The 21,337-nt window shown below is 45.0% G+C and carries 19 protein-coding genes; all 19 read right to left on the bottom strand.

Going from position 1 to position 21,337, the window contains the following annotated elements:
• Positions 1-34: 34 nt before the first annotated feature.
• The gene (locus ASG89_RS28570; RefSeq protein ID WP_056612633.1) at positions 35-457 is read right to left on the bottom strand and encodes a cell division protein SepF; all 423 of its coding nucleotides are present in this window, start codon (positions 455-457) and stop codon (positions 35-37) included.
• 54 nt (positions 458-511) lie between these two features.
• A complete protein-coding gene (locus tag ASG89_RS28565; protein WP_057314666.1) occupies positions 512-1,198 on the bottom strand; it encodes a YggS family pyridoxal phosphate-dependent enzyme in 687 nt (228 codons plus the stop codon).
• 43 nt (positions 1,199-1,241) lie between these two features.
• Complete coding sequence (gene pgeF, locus ASG89_RS28560; protein ID WP_057314665.1) at positions 1,242-2,102, bottom strand: peptidoglycan editing factor PgeF; 861 nt, start codon at positions 2,100-2,102, stop codon at positions 1,242-1,244.
• Between the two features lie 113 nt (positions 2,103-2,215).
• The gene (locus ASG89_RS28555; RefSeq protein ID WP_057314662.1) at positions 2,216-2,515 is read right to left on the bottom strand and encodes a YlmC/YmxH family sporulation protein; all 300 of its coding nucleotides are present in this window, start codon (positions 2,513-2,515) and stop codon (positions 2,216-2,218) included.
• Between the two features lie 141 nt (positions 2,516-2,656).
• A complete protein-coding gene (gene sigG, locus ASG89_RS28550; RefSeq protein WP_056612640.1) occupies positions 2,657-3,439 on the bottom strand; it encodes an RNA polymerase sporulation sigma factor SigG in 783 nt (260 codons plus the stop codon).
• 160 nt (positions 3,440-3,599) lie between these two features.
• Complete coding sequence (gene sigE / locus ASG89_RS28545; RefSeq protein ID WP_056612642.1) at positions 3,600-4,322, bottom strand: RNA polymerase sporulation sigma factor SigE; 723 nt, start codon at positions 4,320-4,322, stop codon at positions 3,600-3,602.
• Between the two features lie 149 nt (positions 4,323-4,471).
• On the bottom strand, positions 4,472-5,395 hold the full coding sequence (gene spoIIGA / locus ASG89_RS28540; RefSeq protein WP_057314661.1) for a sigma-E processing peptidase SpoIIGA: 924 nt from the start codon (positions 5,393-5,395) through the stop codon (positions 4,472-4,474).
• 233 nt (positions 5,396-5,628) lie between these two features.
• Positions 5,629-6,753 carry a cell division protein FtsZ gene (gene ftsZ / locus ASG89_RS28535; protein ID WP_056612645.1) on the bottom strand — a complete coding sequence of 375 codons (1,125 nt, stop codon included), beginning with the start codon at positions 6,751-6,753 and terminating at the stop codon, positions 5,629-5,631.
• Positions 6,754-6,784: 31 nt separating this feature from the next.
• On the bottom strand, positions 6,785-8,029 hold the full coding sequence (gene ftsA / locus ASG89_RS28530) for a cell division protein FtsA (protein WP_057314659.1): 1,245 nt from the start codon (positions 8,027-8,029) through the stop codon (positions 6,785-6,787).
• Positions 8,030-8,328: 299 nt separating this feature from the next.
• Positions 8,329-9,153 carry an FtsQ-type POTRA domain-containing protein gene (locus ASG89_RS28525; RefSeq protein WP_063868196.1) on the bottom strand — a complete coding sequence of 275 codons (825 nt, stop codon included), beginning with the start codon at positions 9,151-9,153 and terminating at the stop codon, positions 8,329-8,331.
• Between the two features lie 96 nt (positions 9,154-9,249).
• A complete protein-coding gene (murA, locus tag ASG89_RS28520) occupies positions 9,250-10,518 on the bottom strand; it encodes a UDP-N-acetylglucosamine 1-carboxyvinyltransferase (protein WP_057314658.1) in 1,269 nt (422 codons plus the stop codon).
• Between the two features lie 15 nt (positions 10,519-10,533).
• Positions 10,534-11,439: a UDP-N-acetylmuramate dehydrogenase gene (gene murB / locus ASG89_RS28515; protein ID WP_057314657.1), complete on the bottom strand. Its 906-nt coding sequence runs from the start codon at positions 11,437-11,439 to the stop codon at positions 10,534-10,536.
• 212 nt (positions 11,440-11,651) lie between these two features.
• A complete protein-coding gene (locus tag ASG89_RS28510) occupies positions 11,652-12,722 on the bottom strand; it encodes an undecaprenyldiphospho-muramoylpentapeptide beta-N-acetylglucosaminyltransferase (RefSeq protein WP_057314655.1) in 1,071 nt (356 codons plus the stop codon).
• 7 nt (positions 12,723-12,729) lie between these two features.
• Positions 12,730-13,827, bottom strand: a complete 1,098-nt coding sequence (gene spoVE / locus ASG89_RS28505) for a stage V sporulation protein E (protein WP_057314654.1) — start codon at positions 13,825-13,827, stop codon at positions 12,730-12,732.
• 99 nt (positions 13,828-13,926) lie between these two features.
• Positions 13,927-15,321, bottom strand: coding sequence for a UDP-N-acetylmuramoyl-L-alanine--D-glutamate ligase (gene murD, locus ASG89_RS28500; RefSeq protein WP_057314653.1), 1,395 nt, complete (start codon positions 15,319-15,321; stop codon positions 13,927-13,929).
• Between the two features lie 3 nt (positions 15,322-15,324).
• Positions 15,325-16,260 (bottom strand): phospho-N-acetylmuramoyl-pentapeptide-transferase, encoded by a 936-nt coding sequence (gene mraY / locus ASG89_RS28495; RefSeq protein ID WP_057314852.1) that lies wholly within the window; start codon positions 16,258-16,260, stop codon positions 15,325-15,327.
• Positions 16,261-16,344: 84 nt separating this feature from the next.
• The gene (locus ASG89_RS28490; RefSeq protein WP_057314651.1) at positions 16,345-17,727 is read right to left on the bottom strand and encodes a UDP-N-acetylmuramoyl-tripeptide--D-alanyl-D-alanine ligase; all 1,383 of its coding nucleotides are present in this window, start codon (positions 17,725-17,727) and stop codon (positions 16,345-16,347) included.
• Entirely contained in the window at positions 17,724-19,214 is a 1,491-nt protein-coding gene (locus ASG89_RS28485) for a UDP-N-acetylmuramoyl-L-alanyl-D-glutamate--2,6-diaminopimelate ligase (RefSeq protein ID WP_057314650.1), read from the bottom strand. The genes ASG89_RS28490 and ASG89_RS28485 overlap by 4 nt, the downstream gene beginning before the upstream one ends.
• 112 nt (positions 19,215-19,326) lie before the next feature.
• Positions 19,327-21,255, bottom strand: coding sequence for a stage V sporulation protein D (locus tag ASG89_RS28480; protein WP_057314648.1), 1,929 nt, complete (start codon positions 21,253-21,255; stop codon positions 19,327-19,329).
• Between the last annotated feature and the right edge of the window lie 82 nt (positions 21,256-21,337).

Here is a 21,337-nt window from a genome sequence, read left to right as displayed (position 1 = left end):
TCCCACCTCTGTCTATGTGTTTGGGGATATGCGTCTATTCCTCGCCCATCATCTCAGAGATATGACCATGAATATCTACTGAGTCTGGTGTACAGAGAAAAATATTCGGTCCAAGCTTAGAGATAGACCCATTCAATGCGTAAACCGTACCACTCAAGAAATCTACGATTCGGATAGCTTGATCGCCGCGAACTCGTTGCAAATTAACGACAACCGCTCTACGAGCGCGTAGATGGTCTGCAATGTCCTGAGTTTCCTCATAAGTGCGGGGTTCACTAAGGACAACGCGTGAATTCTTCTGTGAATGAATACTGACGACATTCGCCTTATTTTTATTACGTAATTCGTATGGATTGGTTTCAGGTTCTTCTGTTGCTTCTACAATACGTTCACGCTCTACAATTTCTTCCTCTTCCTGAAGTCCCAGAAAGTTCATAAATCGGTTATACACACCCATAGCGATTCCCTCCTATCGAAATCATACACATAGGAATTAAATTCCTAATGCCCTTTAGCCCTCTTTACCTACCAAAACAGTACCTAAGCGAACCCAGGTTGCACCTTCTTGAATGGCCACGTCGAAGTCGCCTGACATCCCCATAGATAGCTCAGTCACACCATAAGGAAACAACTTCCGTTCATTCAATTGATCCCGAAGCTCGCGTAGCCCTCGAAAAACGGGTCTTGTTTCTTCGGATTCTAACTCATAAGGAGCCATCGTCATCAATCCGCAAACGCGGATATGAGCAAGCTTACTTACTTCCTCTGCAAATTGGAAGAACTCTTGTGGCGATACGCCATATTTTGTTGCTTCACCGGAAATATTCACTTGTAGGAAACAATTGACTTCTATCCCCAATGCCGCAGCTTGTTTGTCCAACTCTTTCGCAAGCGACATCCGATCCAGTGAGTGAATATAAGCGAATTTGCCGATAACATCCTTCACTTTATTCGTCTGCAAATGCCCTAGAAAATGCCATGTTCCTCGCTCATGCAGAGCTTCCCACTTTGGCTTTACATCTTGCCAACGATTTTCTCCAATATGCTGTAGACCCGTGTTCAATACTTGTTCTGTCGTTTCTAAAGATACATATTTGGTTACTGCGATGATCTTAATGTCATTTTCTTTACGGCCTGACTCCCGACATACAGTTGCTATTCGAGCTTCAACCTCTTGTTTACGTTCCAATACACTCATTCTCTCTACACCTCAATTCAAACACATTGCCATTTCCAGTTCCTTAGGGGCGAAGACCGATCCAAGCGATCATTCGCCCTGTGGAACCCCCTTCCTTTCGATGTGAAAAGAAGAGGTCAGTTCGGCAACTCGTACATAACTGAGTTACTTCGATATGGGACGACAAAATTCCTGCTTGCTCGATTAATTTCTGATTTAATAATTGTAAATTCAACATATACTTCTCGTTACCTTTATCAGTGATAATGGCTTTTTGTTCCTCAGATGTTATCTGCGTTTCCTCAATAACCAACCTAACGCGCGATGCTACCGTCTGATCAACCTCATAGCAACAGACTCCAATTGAAGGTCCTATAGCTGCTCGGATATCAGATGGTCGGCTACCAAAAGTATGTGTCATTAAGGATATTGTAGCCATGGAAATGTTTAACACAGTGCCTTTCCAACCGGCATGGGCTAGACCCACTGCTCGCTTTACGGGATCATAGAAATATAAGGGTACACAATCCGCAAATTGCGCACAAAGTACGATGCCTTGCTCATTAGTTATAAATCCATCCTTCGCTTGAAGCGCTTTTTCTCTGCAATCACGCCCCATGCCTTGCTCATTCAGACTGACAATAGCAATGTCTTTCCCATGCACCTGCTCCGCATAGGTAAAAGAAGCAAATGACTGCCCTACAGCATCAGCAACGAGCTCTCGATTACGCACAACATCATCCTGGTTATCATTCACGTGCAAACCAAGATTTAGTGTTGAGAATGGCGCTTGACTTACTCCGCCTAAACGTGTACTGAAGCCAGCAGTAATCTCAGGAAATAATGACATCCACGAGGCTATTGGTAAAAGGACCGGATGATCCTCATTTGATTGTAATGATGGTTGCACGACAAATGGTTCCACTACAAATCCCTCCATCCCAATATGTATTAATCTACTTTAGCACAAAATAAAAAGACACACGATGTCTGATCAGCTGTTTATGCAGCAGATACAGCGTCCCCGTGTGTCAATCGTCAATTTCGAAATTGACGATTAAACTCATATACCCCTTCGGTGTCGTCCGATTGCCGGTATGGCCGAACGTCTTCTAGCTTAACAAGCACAACGTCAGCACCAATTTTTACGATATGCTTCCAAGGTATGATCACATCAGTCCCTGTTCCGAACAGTCCAAAAAATCGACTCTGATTTGGAACAACGATGGATTCGATTCGTCCTTGGCGCAGGTCAAGCTCCAAATCGCTGATTTGTCCAAGCTTCTTACCGTCCACAATATTAATAACGTCCTTCGTCTGGAAATCAGATATTTTCATGAGGCCTATCACCACATATCTCATTAGAATTTGTACTGTTTTTTATTAGTATATGTGTCTAATGGGCAAAATGTCCTGAACCACAAAAAAAGACCTTCACGGCTTGTCTACCCGAGCCGTTCCAGTCTTTGTTAATTGCACTTAGGATTTCACATGTTTCTGCATCTGACAAATAGCTGATTTCTCCAACCTGGACACCTGCGCTTGAGAAATGCCAATCTCATCAGCCACTTCCATCTGGGTCTTCCCTTCAAAGAAGCGCATGGATAAGATCATCTTCTCTCTAGCATTCAACTTATGCATGGCTTCGCGCAATGCGATACCCTCGATCCATGACATGTCTTTATTGCGCTCATCGCTTATTTGATCCATGACATAAATCGGATCGCCGCCATCATGATAAATGGGTTCAAATAAGGATACAGGATCTTGAATGGCATCAAGAGCGAACACGACATCTTCTTTGGGTACATTCAAGGCTTCAGAAATTTCATAAATAGAAGGCTCGCGTGAGTTTTGATTCGTTAGACTGTCTCTTACTTGCAATGCTTTGTAAGCAATATCTCTCAAGGAACGAGAAACGCGAATCGGGTTATTATCTCGTAAGTAGCGGCGTATCTCACCTATAATCATCGGTACAGCATAGGTCGAGAATTTGACATTTTGACTTAAATCAAAGTTATCAATGGCTTTCATCAAACCAATACAGCCAACTTGGAAGAGATCGTCCACATACTCTCCACGATTGTTGAACCGTTGAATCACACTCAGTACCAACCTTAAATTGCCATTGACCAATTTCTCTCTTGCAGTTCGTTCCTGTTTTGTTTGCAGGTCAGTGAACAACTCACGCATCTCTGCATTGGTCAGCACAGGCAGTTTGGCGGTGTCAACTCCACATATCTCAACTTTATTTCGGGTCACCGTGATTACCTCCCAAGGAGAAACATTACTGTTAATTATCCCCGTGAGCGGTCGATTTATTCCTGCCACATCCCTTGCTCGGCCACTTGACAAAAGGGTACTGACTCGCTCCCTCCCGTGACTGCTGGACAATTTCGACATTTACTGCCAAAAAAAATTTTCAGACCATCTTGTTAAACTCTTTGCGAAGCCGTTTTATGATCCGTTTTTCCAATCTGGAGATATACGATTGCGAAATACCTAACAGATCTGCAACGTCTTTCTGCGTCTTTTCTTCTCCATCCTGTAACCCGAAGCGCAGCTCCATGATAATACGTTCACGTTCACTAAGCTTATCAAGTGCTTTATGTAGAAGCTTCCGATCAACTTGTTCTTCGATATTCCGGTAAATGGTATCATTCTCTGTGCCTAACACATCAGACAATAGAAGCTCATTACCATCCCAATCAATATTCAACGGTTCATCAAACGATACTTCTGTTCGAATTTTACTATTTCTGCGTAAATACATCAGAATCTCATTCTCGATACAACGTGATGCGTAGGTTGCAAGCTTAATCTTCTTCTCGGGGTCAAATGTATTTACTGCTTTAATGAGACCGATTGCTCCAATCGAAACCAAATCCTCGATGTTAATGCCCGTATTTTCGAATTTCCTCGCTATATAGACAACCAATCTCAGGTTGCGTTCAATCAACATAGCTCGAATAGCCGCATCCCCGGATGGTAATTTTTCCAATAAGTATTCTTCTTCTTCACGAGTAAGCGGCGGTGGCAATGCTTCACTACCACCTATGTAATAGATTTCCTCACCTTTGAGTCCTAGCAACATCAAAATGCGATAATACGTTAGTTGAACAAGCAGTTTCCACTTCAAGAACATGTTAGTTTCCTCCTAAGAGTTTTGCCATAGCAAAACTTTCATCGTAAGCTAAGCTGCGTTTTCCAATGGAAAACTGACTTTGTAAAAATAAACCATGTACTGCCGTTGAAGCTCTCATGTCTCATGTTCTAGCAACATATCTTGTAGCATTAACCAGCTTGAATCAAAGCAGGATGAATAATGGCTTGATAGGAACCGTCGCTGCACAACTTCCCCCCGTCGAGCCCTATGAGCACTTTCGTTGCCTCCAATTGCGATTCATTATGAATGATCACCACCTTATCGGGTTTAATAGCCAGCATAAATTGTGTATTCCGGTTGACTCCACGGTAAGGTACGAGTCGCAAACGGTCCTGCCAAATAAACTCCTCTACACCTATGCCGCTGATGATTTGATCCACATCAGATGATCGTATCCTTTGCAGCCATAGCTCAGGCAGAACATCTCCCCATTCCGATACTTCCATAACCATAACTGGTGTTCGAGTCAATGGATCATACAGTTGGTTACCAGTATCGATCAAGCCTTTGCAGGTGGCGCTGAAATCACCAACGTAAATCGTAACCTCTGCCAAATAAGTCGTCATAACCTCACGCTGCTTACTGCTTTGGAACACCGTTCTAAACCACCAGATGAGAGGAAGCAGCAAAAGGACCACAAACAAGATGCTACCAATTTGAATTTGAAATTCAGCGACGCCAGATTGCGTAAATATAATTCCCTTCATAACGTCAGAGGAAGAGGCGAGCACATAATGGATGCCGAACATCCCACCAGCAACAGCAAAATTGATGAGTAAAAAAGTTCCCATATTCCGAAATAAATTTTGTAAGGAACCGTAACCAAAAGCGGTAATAATCATACCTGTACAGAACATACATTTCACAGAAAATGTAAAAAAGATAATTGGTACTGGTAAAAACATCATAACGACATACGAAGCCCCTAATGCTGCAGAAAGTACAATTCTCCACCATTTGAACGCTATTTTCCGCGTTTTTGCAGTGACCAGAAGTATGGCTGCATCCACCAGAAAGTTCAACAGGAAAATGAGATCCGCATAGACGACCATGCCATGCCTCACCTCCAAGAAGGGCACTATCTAGCAATTTCGTGACGAAACTTTCCGCTTCTAAATCAGTATATTGGATTCCAAGTTCAAAGTCTGTCTAAACATGCTAGTAGGAAGTTACTTTTTTTGTCAGTTAACGCGGTCCCGTCCACAGGATAAAAGCTTACAGAACAACAAAAAACCGAAGCTCCTACATCAAATAGGGCTTCGGTCTCTAGACAATTATTATGTAATTATTTGTCAGTATTGCGTCCGCGATTTCGTAAGAAAGTCGGAATATCTAATTGATCATTAGATGGTTGCGCACCAAATGGTTTAAGATTATTTAAGCGATTGTCAGGTGCTGCTGTCTCTGGTTGTCCTGGCGAAACCGGACGTTTGATAGATTGATGAATAGGAGCTGCTTTATGTTCGAAACCAGTTGCAATAACAGTAACTAAGATTTCATCTTTTAACTTCTCATCAATAACAGCACCGAAGATCATATTCACCTCAATGTCAGAAGCAGATGCCACGATATCAGCAGCTTCATTCACTTCGTACAAGCTAAGGTTCATACCGCCTGTGATATTCATCAAAACACCACGTGCGCCTTCAATTGATGTTTCCAACAAAGGACTTGAGATCGCTTTTTTCGCCGCTTCTGCCGCACGATTCTCACCTGTAGCTACCCCGATCCCCATAAGGGCGGAACCGCGTTCAGTCATAATCGTTTTGACATCTGCAAAGTCCAAATTGATAAGTCCTGGTACTGCGATCAAATCTGAGATCCCTTGAACACCTTGACGAAGTACATTATCTGCTTCGCGGAATGCTTCAAGCATCGGAGTCTTCTTGTCAACAATCTCAAGTAGGCGATCATTCGGGATAATAATAAGTGTATCTACTTTCTCTTTCAATGCAGCAATCCCTTGCTCTGCTTGTAAGGAGCGCTTACGTCCTTCGAAAGTAAACGGTCGCGTCACTACACCAACTGTAAGTGCGCCTACCTCTTTTGCGATTTCCGCAATGACTGGAGCAGCTCCTGTACCTGTACCGCCGCCCATACCTGCCGTTACGAACACCATATCAGCGCCGCGAAGTGTATTCAGAATCGTCTCCCTTGACTCTTCTGCTGCTTTCTTCCCGACTTCAGGATTTGCACCTGCGCCTAGACCACGGGTCAATTTATCGCCAATTTGCAATTTATGAACGGATTTGGCCAAATGAAGCGCCTGTGCATCCGTATTCACAGTAATAAATTCTACACCTTTAACACCATTTTCAATCATGCGATTCACTGCGTTACTACCGCCGCCACCAACACCAATGACTTTAATTTGAGCCAGTTGGTCTAAATCCATATCAAATTCAAACATATGAGCCATATCCCCCTAACTTAACGTTTCACTAAATAAATTCACTGAAGAAATTTTTAACTCGATCAACCAAACCTGGCTTCTGACTATCGGAGGATTTTTTGGTAGTCTTAGCAGCCAGTTTCTTGGTGACGCCTGAATTACGATTCTTCAAGTATTTGGAGACGAATTGAATAATACCAACACCACTTGTGTAGGAAGGATCACGTACCCCAATGAAATCAGGCACTGCAATGCGTACAGATGTAGCTAGTTCGGATTGTGCAATCGCCAGAATACCTGGGATACAAACCGTTCCACCCGTTAGTACATACCCACCTGCAAGATTTCCAAATCCCAAACGATGAACTTCGGCACGAATTAATTGGAAAATCTCTTCGACACGAGGCTCAACGATATTTGCAAGATCAACTTGAGAGAACTCTTTTTCAACATTGCTGCCCATTCTCGTCACTTTAAACACTTGATCAGGCGCGGAATCTTCAACGGATGCACAGCCATATTTCAATTTGATCTTCTCAGCAATTTCCAACTGCGTGTGTAAGCCAATAGAGATATCATTGCTGATAAATTCTCCGCCAATCTGAATCGTTGACGTTGCAACTAAATTACCCTCGTCGAAGATAGCGATTGTCGTTGCGCCAGCACCAATATCAACTAGAACGGTCCCTACAGCCTTCTCATCTTTGGAAAGAGCCAAATTACCAGATGCAAGCGACATTAAAATAAGTCCTGCAACCTTCAATTCGGATTTTTCCACAACACGCATTAAATTATGTATGCCCGTTTTCGCTCCAGTAATAATCGTCGCTTCTACTTCCAAACGAACACCGATCATACCGCGTGGATCATTAATACCTTCTTGCCCATCAACCAAATATTGCTTAGGTACAACTCCAACTATTTCACGTTCGGGAGGTAATGCGATGACCCTAGCCGCTTGAATGACGCGATCAATATCTTCTTCACCGATTTCTCGGTCATCATTTGAAACAGCAACAACGCCGTGACTTGATAGAAGAGAAATATGATTTCCTGAAATCCCAACGTAAACCTCGGAAATTTGTATACCGACCATTCGTTCAGCATGATCAATTGCACTTCGAATTGAATGTACCGTTTGATCAATGTCAACGATTGCGCCTTTACGAATACCCTCTGACTCGGCAGATCCCACTCCTATTATATTAATGGTTCCGTTAACAACTTCCCCAATAATAGCTCGAACTTTGGATGTACCGATGTCTAAACTAACAATGATATCATTGTTGCTCAAGCCCCTGGCACCTCCTGTAACTTAGGTAAAATTGCAAATTCTTCACAAATGCTCCTATACGTATTCCACACAACCGCCATATTCCCTCTTTTTTCTACATTTTTTTTGCATTTAAAACCCAACTTCAACTTCTCTTTTCCATGTTGTAAAATGCAAACAACTTCGTCTAGTAAATACAAGAAAAAATAGAGTATGCAGATAGAGCCTATTTAACCATAAAACTAATTTTAACATTTTTTTCAGAGATTGAGTAGTATCTGCAACGATTTTTTGAAAGTTCCTCCGCACTATGACTGTTGTTATTGTTTTGGTGTTGATTTCGGCGTAGGTTTCGGGGTGATCTTAGGTTCTGTTTTGGAATCTGTTTTGGAATCCCCGCTTGTTGCAAATGGTGTGTGATATTCAACCTCGAGCATCGTGATAACTCCATCCGAGATATGGTCCTCTGCTAAACCAGCGATATAACCCGGCAAGTTATCTATTCGATCTGGCAGATAGGCGATGGTTGTTTGGATTTCGAATTGCGACCGTGTGTAGATCTTAATTTTGTCAGGGTACGATTCCGAAGGATCCGGTTTAATTTCTGAAACGTCGGACAACGCACTCTGCGGGATTTCACCAAGTATTTTACATAATGCCGCTTTATTCGGATCCGTATCCGTCCACCCCGTTAAGATTGGCATATCGAGCGGGATACTGCTGCCAATTGGCAGTTCGATAACATTACCATCTGCGAGCACAGCTTGCTTTTTGCCGTTAGGATCAATTTGGAATGCTACCTTAGGGTATTCTTCGACTTGAATGTGAATGACACCTGGAAACATCTTCTTCACCGTAGCACTCTTAATCATGGGCATCCCAGAAATCCGCTGTCCAATTGTCTTAGAGCTTACTGCAAAAAAACGATCTCCCACTGCAACTTGACTAGCTTGTCCAATTGTATCCGAGGCTAATAGCACATTTCCCTCAATATCAATCCGACTTATCCGACTTAGCGAAGATTGGAAAAACAAGATGACTAATACTGTTAGGAAAAAAATAATTAAAAAAGAGAGCAGCTTCCGATTCGTACGCGTACGCGGCTGAGGTACAGGCAGCGTTGGTACTTTGTTATCTTCGGACAAGAGGGGCACCACCTAATTATTATAATGACGATTGAAGTGAATATCGCGAATCCCCTCCTGCATACAGGAAGGGATACGCGATAGCCACACAAGAAATTACTCACTGGGAACCGGAGCTTGTCGACGCACGGAAGCCCCAAGTCTGACTAGCATATGTTCAATCCTATCATAACCTCTATCGATGTGATGAATCTGCTCAACGATCGTTGTGCCATGGGCAGCCAGACCGGCGATTACAAGAGCGGCACCAGCCCGTAAATCAGTCGCTTCAACCGTAGCACCATACAACCTTGGCACACCACGGATAAAGGCTGAACTCATATCGACGCGAATATCTGCCCCCATCCGGGACAATTCATCCACGTGCTTAAATCTACCTTCAAATATCGTTTCTTTCATCACACTTAGTCCATCTGCTAGAGATAAAAGTACCATGACTTGTGATTGTAAATCTGTTGGGAATGAAGGATGAGGCGACGTCACGATACGTTCAACTGCCTTGGGTCTTGCCTTGCAGCTTACATGTATTATATCACCGTCTGCGATGATTTGAACACCTGCACGCTTAAGCACATGGATAACCGAGGTTAAATGAGCAGGGTTTACTTTTTCCAAAGTAATATTACCTCTGGTAGCCGCCGCTGCAACTAAAAAGGTCCCTGCAACAATACGATCTGGAATAATCCGATATGTGCAAGGAGACAACGCACTAACGCCGCGAATCGTGATCGTATCCGTTCCTGCTCCGATTATATCAGCGCCCATCGCGTTTAAGAAATTTTGCAAATCCTGTATCTCTGGCTCGCGTGCAGCATTATAAATCGTTGTCGTCCCTTCCGCTCTCACAGCAGCCATCATAATATTCTCGGTCGCTCCGACGCTTGGAAAGTCCAAGAAAATCTCATTACCTTGCAAAGTTTCGGCAGAACAGACGATTCTATTGGCAAATTCTTCAATCTCGGCTCCAAGAGCCTGCAAACCTTTGAGGTGCAAATCGATTTTACGTTCGCCGATCGCACAGCCACCAGGTTGATATACAGTGACACTGCCGAATCTAGCGAGTAGCGGACCCATGAGAAAGATGGAAGAGCGCATCTGGCCCATCAATTCTTCGGGGATGTGGGAGGAATGAACTGTGGATGTTGTAATGGTTACAGTATCTCCTTGCTGCTCGGCTCGACAACCAAGTGAACGAAGAATATGAAGCATGGTGTCGATATCGAGCAGATTAGGAACATTGTGTAAAGTATGCGTACCGCTAGCAAGTAAGCACGCAGCTAATATGGGTAATGCGGCGTTTTTAGCGCCGTGTATCTGGATGGCTCCCGTAAGAGGTCTTCCACCTTCGATAACGAGCTTCTCCAAAATTCCACCTCCGATTTACCTCTCACCCATTACCAGAACCTCAGGTACTAGCTTAATACCGTACATTTGCTCTACGATCTGCTGTACTTCGTTGATAAGAGTAAGAACGTCCTCGGCTGTAGCTTCTCCTGTGTTAACAATGAAATTGGCGTGAAGCATAGAGATCTCTGCTCCACCGACACGTTTGCCTTTCAAGCCTGCTTCTTCGATTAACTTCGCTGCGAAGCCGCCTTCGGGGTTGCGGAATACACTACCTGCGCAAGCTAATTGCAATGGTTGTGTACGCAGTCGACGATCTCGGTAAGCGGCCATAGCCCCTGCAATTTCGTTGCGGTCTCCAACTTGTAATTCAAAGACAGCCTCTGTTACAATGCCGGGCAATGTGTGCAAGATAGAATGTCGATACGCATATTGTAAATCTTCTGTCTGCATGACGACCAATTCCCCTGTATCCAGGATGACTTCAGCCTGCTTGAGTATGCGTGACACATCGGACCCGTGAGCCCCTGCATTCATGTAGACGGCGCCTCCCACAGAACCGGGGATTCCTGAAGCAAACTCCAGACCGGTCAAACCTTCTTTGGCTGCGAGTACGGACAATTTAATGAACGAATAGGAACCTCCTGCGTAGACCATCGCGCCTTCAAAACGAAGGGTATCTAGCGCCTGGCCTAGCTTAATCACGACGCCTCGAATCCCTTTGTCTCCGACAAGCAAATTGGAGCCCCTGCCGATTACGGTCCAAGGCACGCCACGCTCATGGAGAAACTTGATGGATGCAGCTACCTGCTCTTTGGAGTGAGGAATAATCAAGCAATCAGCCGGACCGCCGATTTTCCAAGTGGTGTATGGAGCTAGTCGTTCATTCGTTCTTATCTCGCCAATATTTGATGCCTTTAAGTCGGCTATTAACTTCTGCATGGGAAAACCTCCTTCACAGAACGTAGGGCGAAATGTAGAAATGTAAGATTAAAGACATACAAGTTCTGACATTTCATTCATAAGGAATTGAGCGAAGTCGGCCGTTCTTCGTTCCTTGTTCACTTATGAAGCCTTAGGTGTCTGTCACGGTTATAGTGTAGTTTATGTAAAATCGGTTAGAGTGTGACAATCGCCTATACGCTTTAACAAAATCACAACGAATTACTATGCGCTTCAATCAATTTCACGATCGCAGCTACGGCATCATTCTCATTACGTGATTGCATCGCTGCTTTATACGTCTCACGGTTCTTGTAGAGCGCTTCAACATGATCACCAAGTCCTTCAGCGGTTAAATCTTCTTCCTGAATCACATCGGCATAACCTGCCTTCTGAAAGGATGCTGCATTCAGAATCTGATCTCCCCGACTGGCTAGACGGGATAGTGGGATCAACAGCATGGGTTTCTCTAAACCTAGAAACTCAAAGATAGATGTTGCACCTGCTCGTGAGATGACGAGGTCCGTCATCGCCAGCACATCAGGAAGCTCTTCGTTCAAGTACTCAAATTGCTTATATCCACGGGTATGAAGATGTTCATCAGATACATTTCCTTTGCCACACAGATGCACAATTTGAAATTGCTGGGTTAATCGATTTAAGTTCGCGCGTATTGCTTGATTAAGTACCTGCGACCCTAAACTACCACCCATGACTAATATTACAGGCTTCTGAGAATGGAAATCACATAGTTGAAGCGCTCGCGAAGCTTTGCCACTGCTAATATGTTCACGGATCGGTAAGCCCGTAAGAACAGACTTTCCGCCTTTAATATGCGAAAGGGATTCAGGAAATGTAACACAAACTTTCGTTGCAAATGGGATCGAAATTTTATTCGCCAGTCCTGGCGTCATATCAGATTCATGGATAATAACAGGAATATTGTTCATACGGCTCCCAAGAACGACAGGAACGGAAACGAACCCGCCTTTCGAAAAGACAATGGCGGGCTTCAAACGTTTAAGTAACCGATACGATTCATAAACACCTTTCATGACTTTGAATGGATCTTTTATGTTTTTGATATCAAAATATCTTCGCAATTTCCCTGAAGAAATCGGATAAAAGGGAACCCCTTCTCGATCAATGATCTCTTTTTCAATACCAGTAGCTGAGCCTATGTATTTGACATCCCAACCTTGCTGCGCAAGCTTATGCATCAGCGCTAAATTAGGGGTAACATGGCCAGCGGAGCCTCCTCCGGTAAATACAATTGTCTTCATTCCCCTGTCACCTCGAATAGCGGGATATATTAAGCAGGATACCGACAGATGTCAGCATGAGTGTCAGTGAAGACCCCCCTGCACTTATGAAAGGCAGCGTAATGCCTGTTACCGGAAACATCCCAATAACAACGCCAATGTTAATAATAACTTGAACGGCAATCATGCCGATAATGCCTACTGCAATTAAGCTGGCAAATGTATCTGGTGCCGTAATAGCCGCACGCATCCCCCGCCACACTAAGATGGTGAAGAGCAGCAGAACCAACGTGCCTCCGATGAAACCAAGTTCTTCAGCGATGATAGAAAAAATAAAATCAGTTTGCGGCTCTGGTAAGTAACTATACTTTTGCCGGCTCATTCCGAGTCCTAGCCCCACTAGTCCGCCTGGTCCAATCGCATACAAAGATTGAATAGATTGATAACCAGCGCCAAGTGGATCCTGCCACGGGTCGAGAAAGGCTGTTATCCGTTTAAGACGATATGGAGCGGCAATAACGAGCCCAACAAAACCAGCAACCCCTATCATACCTAGATAGGAAAGATGAAGCAACCTCGCGCCAGCCGTGTAAATGATTAAGAGCGACGCACCAACAAGTACGACCCCTGTTCCCAAGTCAGGCTGCAGCATGATCAGACCGAATGCCAATCCCATAATACCTAGAGGCGGCATCAACCCTTTGGTTAGTAGTGTAATCTTGGATTGATTTTCGGATAGCATTTTGGAAAGAAAGAGAATCATCCCTATTTTCATAAATTCAGAAGGTTGAATCCCAAAAGCTCCGATACCCAGCCAACTTCTGGCCCCGCCACGAACGACGCCAATACCAGGAATCAAAACGATGACCAACATACCAAAGCACACAAACAAAGCCAACTTAGCAAATCGTTTCCATACCAAATAATCAACATTCATCGTGAAGAACATCGCTACAATACCTAGTACGGCGAAAATGAGTTGTCTTTTTAGATAATAAAAAGAATCACCAAACTCACGAAACGCAAGTACACTACTAGCGCTGTAGACCATAATAACGCCGATTGTCAAAAGCAGCAAGGTCGGAATAATAATCCAAATGTCAGGAGCGGAGCGTGCTTTACCCATTACAGACACCTCTTTGTCAGTTGTGGGCTCCCTTTTAATGGCTAGCTGACAGACAGGAGTCTGTTCAAGATCTAGTCCAACAAAGTGGATAAGCCCTACTTAAAGGTTATGCACGGACTCCTTAAACATGCGTCCCCTGTCCTCATAGGATGGAAACATATCCCAACTTGCACAAGCAGGTGATAGAAGCACGATGTCTCCTTCCTCACTCATTCGCCAGGCAAGCTGCACGGCTTGAGAAACCGCGTCCGCTGCATCCTTAGCAGTATCGACGGTTTGTACCTTACTAATCCCTGCCAACTCGGCAATATGCTTGATTTTCTCTTTGGTTTGCCCTAAAGTCACAATCCCTTTGATGCGCTCACGAAAAGTTGGTAACAGTTCCATGTAATTCGAACCCCGATCCAAGCCGCCAGCTATCAAGATAACAGGTTGATCGAAAGCTTCAATGGTCATTATGGAAGCGGCAGCATTCGTTGCTTTCGAGTTATTATAGAAGCTTACACCATCTAGCTCTCTTACAAGCTCTAGACGGTGTTCTACGCCTTGGAAGCTTCTTAACACATCAGCAATCGCAGGCAATGCGACGCCAGCTGTGATGGCCGCCGCAGCGGCTGCCAATGCATTTGCAACGTTAAAGCTCCCCGGAATGCCCATATCAGAAGCTGGCATAATGGACTCCACCTGATTCCGCCCATTCGCATACACAAGACAGTCCGTCTCCGCATCCAAATAGACGCCATATGCAAGTTTTTCGACAAGTGAGAAATGAAATTGTTTCGCCTTCAAACTCGGCATGAGACTTCGACATACTTCGTCATCCCAATTCAAAATGGCTGTATCTGCCTCTGTTTGATTCTCAAAAATTTTGGCTTTAGAGGCGATATAATCGTCCATGGAGCCATGATAATCCAAATGCGTTTCATATAGATTTAGAAGTAAGCCAATGTTTGGCCGGAATGATGTTGTACCTTTTAGTTGGAATGAGCTTAATTCAACTACCATCCAATTCTCAGCCGTCACCTCCGGCGTAGCTTCCGTTAACGCTCGGCCTATGTTTCCAGCGACAACTGGCTTCAAACCTGCAACATCCAGCATCAAGCCAATCAGCGTTGTTGTCGTCGTTTTCCCATTAGAGCCAGTGATCCCAATAATAGGCGCTTCACAGAATTGATAAGCGACCTCTACCTCTGTCACAACCTCAATACCTAGCGCTTCCGCCTTCCGAATCGGATCAATAGAATACGGAATGCCAGGATTTTTCACTACAAGTGCAACCCCCTCATGCACGAGGGAGTCCGGATGAAACCCGCATACAACAGAAATACCCAGAGCCGTAAGTTCGTCGGCTTCAGGGCACGCACTTCGTTCCTTTTTGTCATTGACAGTGACGATAGCTCCTTTTTGATGAAAAAGCTTAGCTGCAGCGACACCGCTGCGAGCCAAGCCAAGTACGATCACTTCGAGTCCACGATAATCCCGCGGATGCTTCATGTTCTACAACACCTCATTCATATATAATCCGAGCACAGCAAGCACTAAACCTACAGCCCAGAAAGTAATTACGACTCGCCACTCGGACCATCCCACCAACTCAAAGTGATGATGAATCGGACTCATTTTGAATACGCGTTTTTTTCTTGTTTTGAAAGAAACAACTTGGATGACAACAGATAGAATTTCAATTAAGAAAACTCCGCCAATAATCGCGAGAAGAAGTTCTGATTTCGTTAAGATGGCAACGGCGACTAGTCCACCACCGATTCCCAAAGAACCAGTGTCACCCATGAATACTTTAGCCGGATGCGCATTGAAGACAAGAAATCCGAGTACCGCGCCAACCATAGCCGCTGAGAAGATCGCTGCTTCTGGCTGTGTATTATTCATGGCAATAATGGTGTAAGCTCCAAATGCAATTGCACTTGTCCCCGCTAACAAGCCGTCCAAGCCATCCGTAAAGTTAACCGCATTCGAAGCGCCTAGCATCAAAATAGCCATTAACGGAAAATACAACCAACCCGCATTCATATGATACGAAACGAACGGTACATAAATATCTGTGCTATGTCCTTGCATAACGAGTAAATAACAGACAATGGCTGCAATCAATAATTGACCAAAAAGCTTTTGCTTGGCTGTAAGTCCCAATGAACGTTTAAAAATAATTTTGATATAGTCATCAAGGAAACCAACAAGTCCATAACCTAAGGAAGCTAATAATAAAATGAGTAAATCTGTATTTTTGTCAGCAAAACGAAGTGTAGCCAAGGAAAGCGCGAGTAAAATAATGACGCCGCCCATCGTTGGTGTACCTTGTTTTTTGAGATGACCCTGCGGACCATCCTCACGAATTTGCTGACCAAATTTCATGCGTCGCAAAATAGGTATACATAATGGCCCCATGATTAGCGCAAGCACAAATGCTACACCCATTGTTAATAATACTGCGTTTTCCACGTTGGTTCCCCCTGCTCATTTCCGTTACTCTATTTCAAATATGGCATACTATTACGCTAATTAGGCTAGTAAGAGTTGGACAACCTTCTCAAGCCGCATCCCGCGTGATCCTTTCACGAGCACGAGATCCTCAGCGCTGGCGAGCGCTGCAAGCTCCTCCGCGAGCTGCGCCTTGTCGTCGTAGGCACGCACCTGCGCCTGCGGAAACTGCTTCGCCGCTTCATCCGCGATGAAGCGGCCGAGACGACCGAACGTGAAGACGTAGTCTACACGTTCCGGAGACAGCATCGAGCCAATGCCGCGATGGAACTGCTCTTCGTGCTCGCCAAGCTCCAGCATGTCGCCGAGCACGAGGAACTTCCGACCGAAGCCGCTCAGCTGCTCGGTCAAGGCAATCGCCGCCCGCATCGAGGCGGGGCTGGCGTTGTACGCATCGTTAAGCACGGTCAGCCCAGAGGCTGCCGTGAGCTTCTCGATGCGCATGCTTGTCATCTGCAGCGCGCGAAGCCCCGCTGCAACGGCACTTGGCGTGACGCCGAAGGTCTCGCCGACGGCAATGGCCGCGAGCGTGTTCACGACGTTATGCGTGCCAAGCAAGGGAATGAACAATTCCGCGTAGCCTGGGGAATTAATGGTGAAATAAGCCCCGTCTGCATCCATGCGAATACCAGTCGGGAATCGATCATTATCTTGGCCATGCCCGAAGCGAATGCGTTGGAGGCCCTTCGGCAAATCCAGCTCGCCTAGTGCTTGTTCAATCAACGGCTCATCCCCGTTATAAATGATCAAGCTATGCGCAGGCATGCCTGTTACGATTTCCGCTTTTGCCCGTGCAATCTCATCCCTTGAGCCCAGCTGAAGCATATGCGACTCACCGATCATAGTGATAATGGCAGCATCTGGTTCAGCAATCTCGGATAACAGCGCAATTTCGCCGCGTCCGCTCATGCCCATTTCGACGACTGCAAATTGCGTCGTTTCTTCAAGAAGCAGAAGTGTAAGAGGTAATCCAATATGGTTATTCAGGTTGCCCTTCGTTTTATGAACCTCATATGAGCTGCCTAGCACAGCTGCTACCAAATCTTTGGTTGTTGTCTTGCCGTTACTTCCGGTAATTCCAATGATGCGAACAGGAAGCTCTTGGCGGTAAGCTTTGGCCAAACCCTGAAGTGCTGCGAGTGTATCCTCGACTTGAATGTAGGGGATACCGCTTGGAACCGAACCATGATCCTCTTGCCAGAGAACAGCCGCAGCCCCTTTCTGATAAGCATCTTCTACATACTGGTGTCCATCAAAATTGTCTCCGATAAGCGGGATAAACAGACTGCCAGCTTGAATCGAACGTGTATCTGTAGAGACTCCTTTAATCAAAATGTCACCATGAACACTGGACACTTCACTATGGAGCATCGTAGCTATTTGACCTAATGTACGCTGAATCACTGTGTTCTCCCCCTTATCGCAGCCTTAGCCACCAACCGATCGTCGAAATCATGCTTGACACCCATGATATCCTGATACGTTTCGTGGCCTTTTCCCGCTATCAATATTACATCTTTAGGGCCTGCCCCTTCAATAGCCTTTTGTATCGCTTTTTTACGATCAGCCAGTAAAATATATTGATTATCTGGGTAATTAACTTCTTTGAGCCCCGGCTCAATATCTGCCAATATCGCATCTGGATCTTCTGTGCGCGGATTATCAGACGTTACATAAAGAAGGTCGCTATAGTGTGCAGCCACTTTCCCCATGATGGGACGCTTCGTTTTGTCGCGATCACCGCCACAACCAAATACGGTAATGATTTTTCCTTCGGCAAACTCACTTACCGTGGAGAGGGCATTCTCTAAACCATCCGGCGTATGCGCATAGTCAACTAAAACCAAATAGTCTTGCCCCTCGTTCACGACTTCCATTCTACCTTCTACGAGTGCTATACGCTCCAGACTATCACGAATCGCTTCCAGTGCAAATCCTTCTGCTAATGCCGCCGCAATGGCTCCAAGTGCATTATACACATTGAATTTACCGACTAGTTGCATACGGAAAAATGCTTCGCCAGCAAAGGATTTCACTTGAAATTCAGTTCCTTTGGCGGACATACGAATGTCTGTAGCGCGCACATCGCATTCACGTTCTATGCCGTAGCTAATAACTTGTGCAGCGGTTACCTTCTGCATCATGCTTGACGCTTCATCATCCACGTTGAGAATCGCATACTGCCTGCTTTCCGGATCAGCCGAAAAGCCATTCCCAAGTCTGGAAAATAATAAGCTTTTCGCAGCAGCATACGCTTCCATGGTTTTATGTTCATTCAAATGATCTTGTGTAAGATTCGTAAAAATGCTTGAACGGAAATTGATGCCCTTCACCCGTCCCATATCTAAGCCGCTCGACGTAACCTCCATGACGCAATACTGAACGCCAGAATCCGCCATAGTTCGAAGGATCCGTTGAAGCTCCATGGATTCCTGGGTATTTGTGGCTTTATTTTCTATATAGGTATCACCAATTTTAATATGAATATTGCCCATTAACCCGGTGACAAAGCCTTGATCTGCGATGATTTTTTCCAGCAAATACGTAGATGTCGTTTTCCCATTCGTTCCGGTAATTCCGATAATTTTAAGTTCTTTACTTGGGTACCCGAAAAAATGCGCAGAAAGAGCTGCCATGGCATACCTGGCATCTTTTACAACGAGTTGAGTGACTGGTAGGTCCAGCACTCTCTCCGTAACAAGCGCAGAAGCCCCAAGCGCAATCGCTTTAGGGGCGTAATCGTGACCATCAACGGTTAATCCAGGGATACAAAAAAACAAATCACCCGGCTTTATTTTACGAGAGTCTGCCTCAATTCCCGTGATTTCCGTGTCTTTATCGCCATGAATGTGGGTAATGAGCAGTGCGGAAGCAAGCTCCTGCAGTTTCATAAGCAACCCTCTCTTCCTTGAATTCTCTATCTATTATGGACAATTTTATGCAGGTAGAAAAGCTAAACATGTCTTATTGATAAATCTTTTTTTGTTTTTTTGTCTATGATGGTTACTTTTCAGGATCTACATTGGATAAGAAGATACGAATCGTAGAACCCTGATCCACACGTGAGCCTGCTTTAGGGGCTTGAGAGATGACATACTTCCCATTCCCGGATTTGGCCAGCTTAAAATTCATGTTCAGGTCTTCTAATATATCATCAACTGACGCTCCAACCAAGTCCGGCACTTCAACAACTGGAATTTCACCATAGCGATAATCTTTATCCAGTTGATTCTTGTCCGGTTCAACCTTCATGTAACGCAGTGCATCCGCCATGATATCTCTGACTAAAGGAGCTGCAATCAGACCCCCGAATTGAATCCCTTTCGGATCATCTACTGCCGCATAGACAACAATTTTCGGATTATCCGCAGGCGCAAAGCCAATGAATGACACGATATGCTCATCAGGTGAATAACGTCCATTGATAACCTTCTGGGCTGTTCCTGTTTTTCCGCCAACACGATAGCCGTCAATAAATGCATTGCGCCCCGTCCCCTTCGCGACAACGCTCTCCAGCGCTTCACGAACTTGTCTGGACGTATCCTCCGAAATGACATTTCGGACTAACTCTGGCTCAACAACATCGACAACTTCACCCGTATCCGGATTGGAAAATGATTTGGCAACATAAGGCTTAAATAGCTTGCCGCCATTGATCGCTGCTGAGACCGCAGTAATTTGCTGGATTGGTGTTACGGAAACCCCTTGACCGAACGCGGTTGTGGCCAACTCCACAGGACCTACTTGCGATGGTTTGAACATAATCCCATTCTCTTCACCGCCAAGATCAATACCTGTCTTTTTACCAAAACCAAATCGGGAAATATAATCAAATAATTTCTCTTTCCCTAACCGTTGCCCCATCACAACGAACCCCGGGTTGCATGAGTTCTGAACAACCTGCAGCATCGTTTCGCTGCCATGCCCACCGCGTTTCCAACAACGCAGCCTTGCTCCTCCAACTTCAATAGCGCCTGGATCAAAGAACTGCTCATTCTTTAGATCTACTTTCTTTTCTTCCAGCGCTGCGGCAAGGGTAATAATCTTAAATGTAGAACCTGGCTCATACGTTTTCCAAATCGGTAAATTCCGATTGTACGTTTCAGCCGGCGACTCCATATATTTGGCTGGATCATACGTCGGTCGGCTGCCCATTGACAAGATCTCGCCAGTATTCGGATCCATCATGATGGCAATGACATTCTGCGCTTGATATTGCACCATTGCTTGATCTAACGAACGTTCCATCACCGATTGCAGATGGCTGTCGATGGTCAGTTTCACATTCAACCCATCTTTAGGCGGGGTGTACGTATCCGTTGTACCAGGTAATGTCCGGCCTGCCGCATCTGTCATATAGGCAATATTCCCTGCCAGGCCTGTCAGTTGGGAGTTGTACTTAGACTCAATCCCTGTTAGTCCTTTATCAATCCCCGCGAAACCAAGAATATGAGCAGCAAGCGAACCATACGGATAATAGCGTTTATTATCCTCAGCTACCACGATGCCGGGCAGTTGCAGTTCACGAACCTCCTTCGCCTTCTCAATCGTAATTTTACGGCCCGATGGCTTTATATAGTTTTGCATTGCCTTCTTGGTAATTTGCTTGTAAATGTCATCTTCATTGCCGTCCAACACTTGTGCCAATTTAGCTGCTGTGGCGTGAGCATCTTTAATTTGTATAGGAATCGCCACAAGCGTAGGAGTACTCATACTATACGTAAGCGTCAAGCCATTACGGTCTTGAATTTCGCCTCGTTTGGGTGCAAAATCAATTTCTCTACGCCAACTGTCATTAGCCTTCTTCGCTAGATCTTGTCCAATCACAAGCTGGACATAAGCTAAGCGGATGATAAGTGCAGTAAAGATGACAGTTCCAATAATTAACGCCGTAAACAATCTGCGACGAACGGTAACGTTAGAAGCCCGCATGAACGTTCAGTCTCCCTTCCCACTAATGTCATGTTCATTCCTAACATGACTATTCGGGACAACCAGGGGTTAGAACAAGCTG

It is taken from the genome of Paenibacillus sp. Soil766, assembly GCF_001428105.1.
Lineage (GTDB): Bacteria > Bacillota > Bacilli > Paenibacillales > NBRC-103111 > Paenibacillus_E.
The sequence above is the reverse complement of the archived record's forward strand: the minus strand, read 5'-3'. Positions and strand labels throughout refer to the sequence as shown.

Bases quoted from the DNA above. Each gene is read 5' to 3' on its own strand.
- ASG89_RS28570 (WP_056612633.1), bottom strand. From the start codon at position 457: ATGGGTGTGTATAACCGATTTATGAACTTTCTGGGACTTCAGGAAGAG.
- ASG89_RS28555 (WP_057314662.1), bottom strand. From the start codon at position 2,515: ATGAAAATATCTGATTTCCAGACGAAGGACGTTATTAATATTGTGGAC.
- ASG89_RS28565 (WP_057314666.1), bottom strand. From the start codon at position 1,198: ATGAGTGTATTGGAACGTAAACAAGAGGTTGAAGCTCGAATAGCAACT.
- ASG89_RS28480 (WP_057314648.1), bottom strand. From the start codon at position 21,255: ATGCGGGCTTCTAACGTTACCGTTCGTCGCAGATTGTTTACGGCGTTA.
- ASG89_RS28485 (WP_057314650.1), bottom strand. From the start codon at position 19,214: ATGAAACTGCAGGAGCTTGCTTCCGCACTGCTCATTACCCACATTCAT.
- mraY (WP_057314852.1), bottom strand. From the start codon at position 16,260: ATGGGTGTAGCATTTGTGCTTGCGCTAATCATGGGGCCATTATGTATA.
- spoVE (WP_057314654.1), bottom strand. From the start codon at position 13,827: ATGGGTAAAGCACGCTCCGCTCCTGACATTTGGATTATTATTCCGACC.
- spoIIGA (WP_057314661.1), bottom strand. From the start codon at position 5,395: ATGGTCGTCTATGCGGATCTCATTTTCCTGTTGAACTTTCTGGTGGAT.
- ftsZ (WP_056612645.1), bottom strand. From the start codon at position 6,753: ATGTTTGAATTTGATATGGATTTAGACCAACTGGCTCAAATTAAAGTC.
- ASG89_RS28510 (WP_057314655.1), bottom strand. From the start codon at position 12,722: ATGAAGACAATTGTATTTACCGGAGGAGGCTCCGCTGGCCATGTTACC.
- murB (WP_057314657.1), bottom strand. From the start codon at position 11,439: ATGCAGAAGTTAATAGCCGACTTAAAGGCATCAAATATTGGCGAGATA.
- murD (WP_057314653.1), bottom strand. From the start codon at position 15,321: ATGAAGCATCCGCGGGATTATCGTGGACTCGAAGTGATCGTACTTGGC.
- sigE (WP_056612642.1), bottom strand. From the start codon at position 4,322: ATGTTCTTGAAGTGGAAACTGCTTGTTCAACTAACGTATTATCGCATT.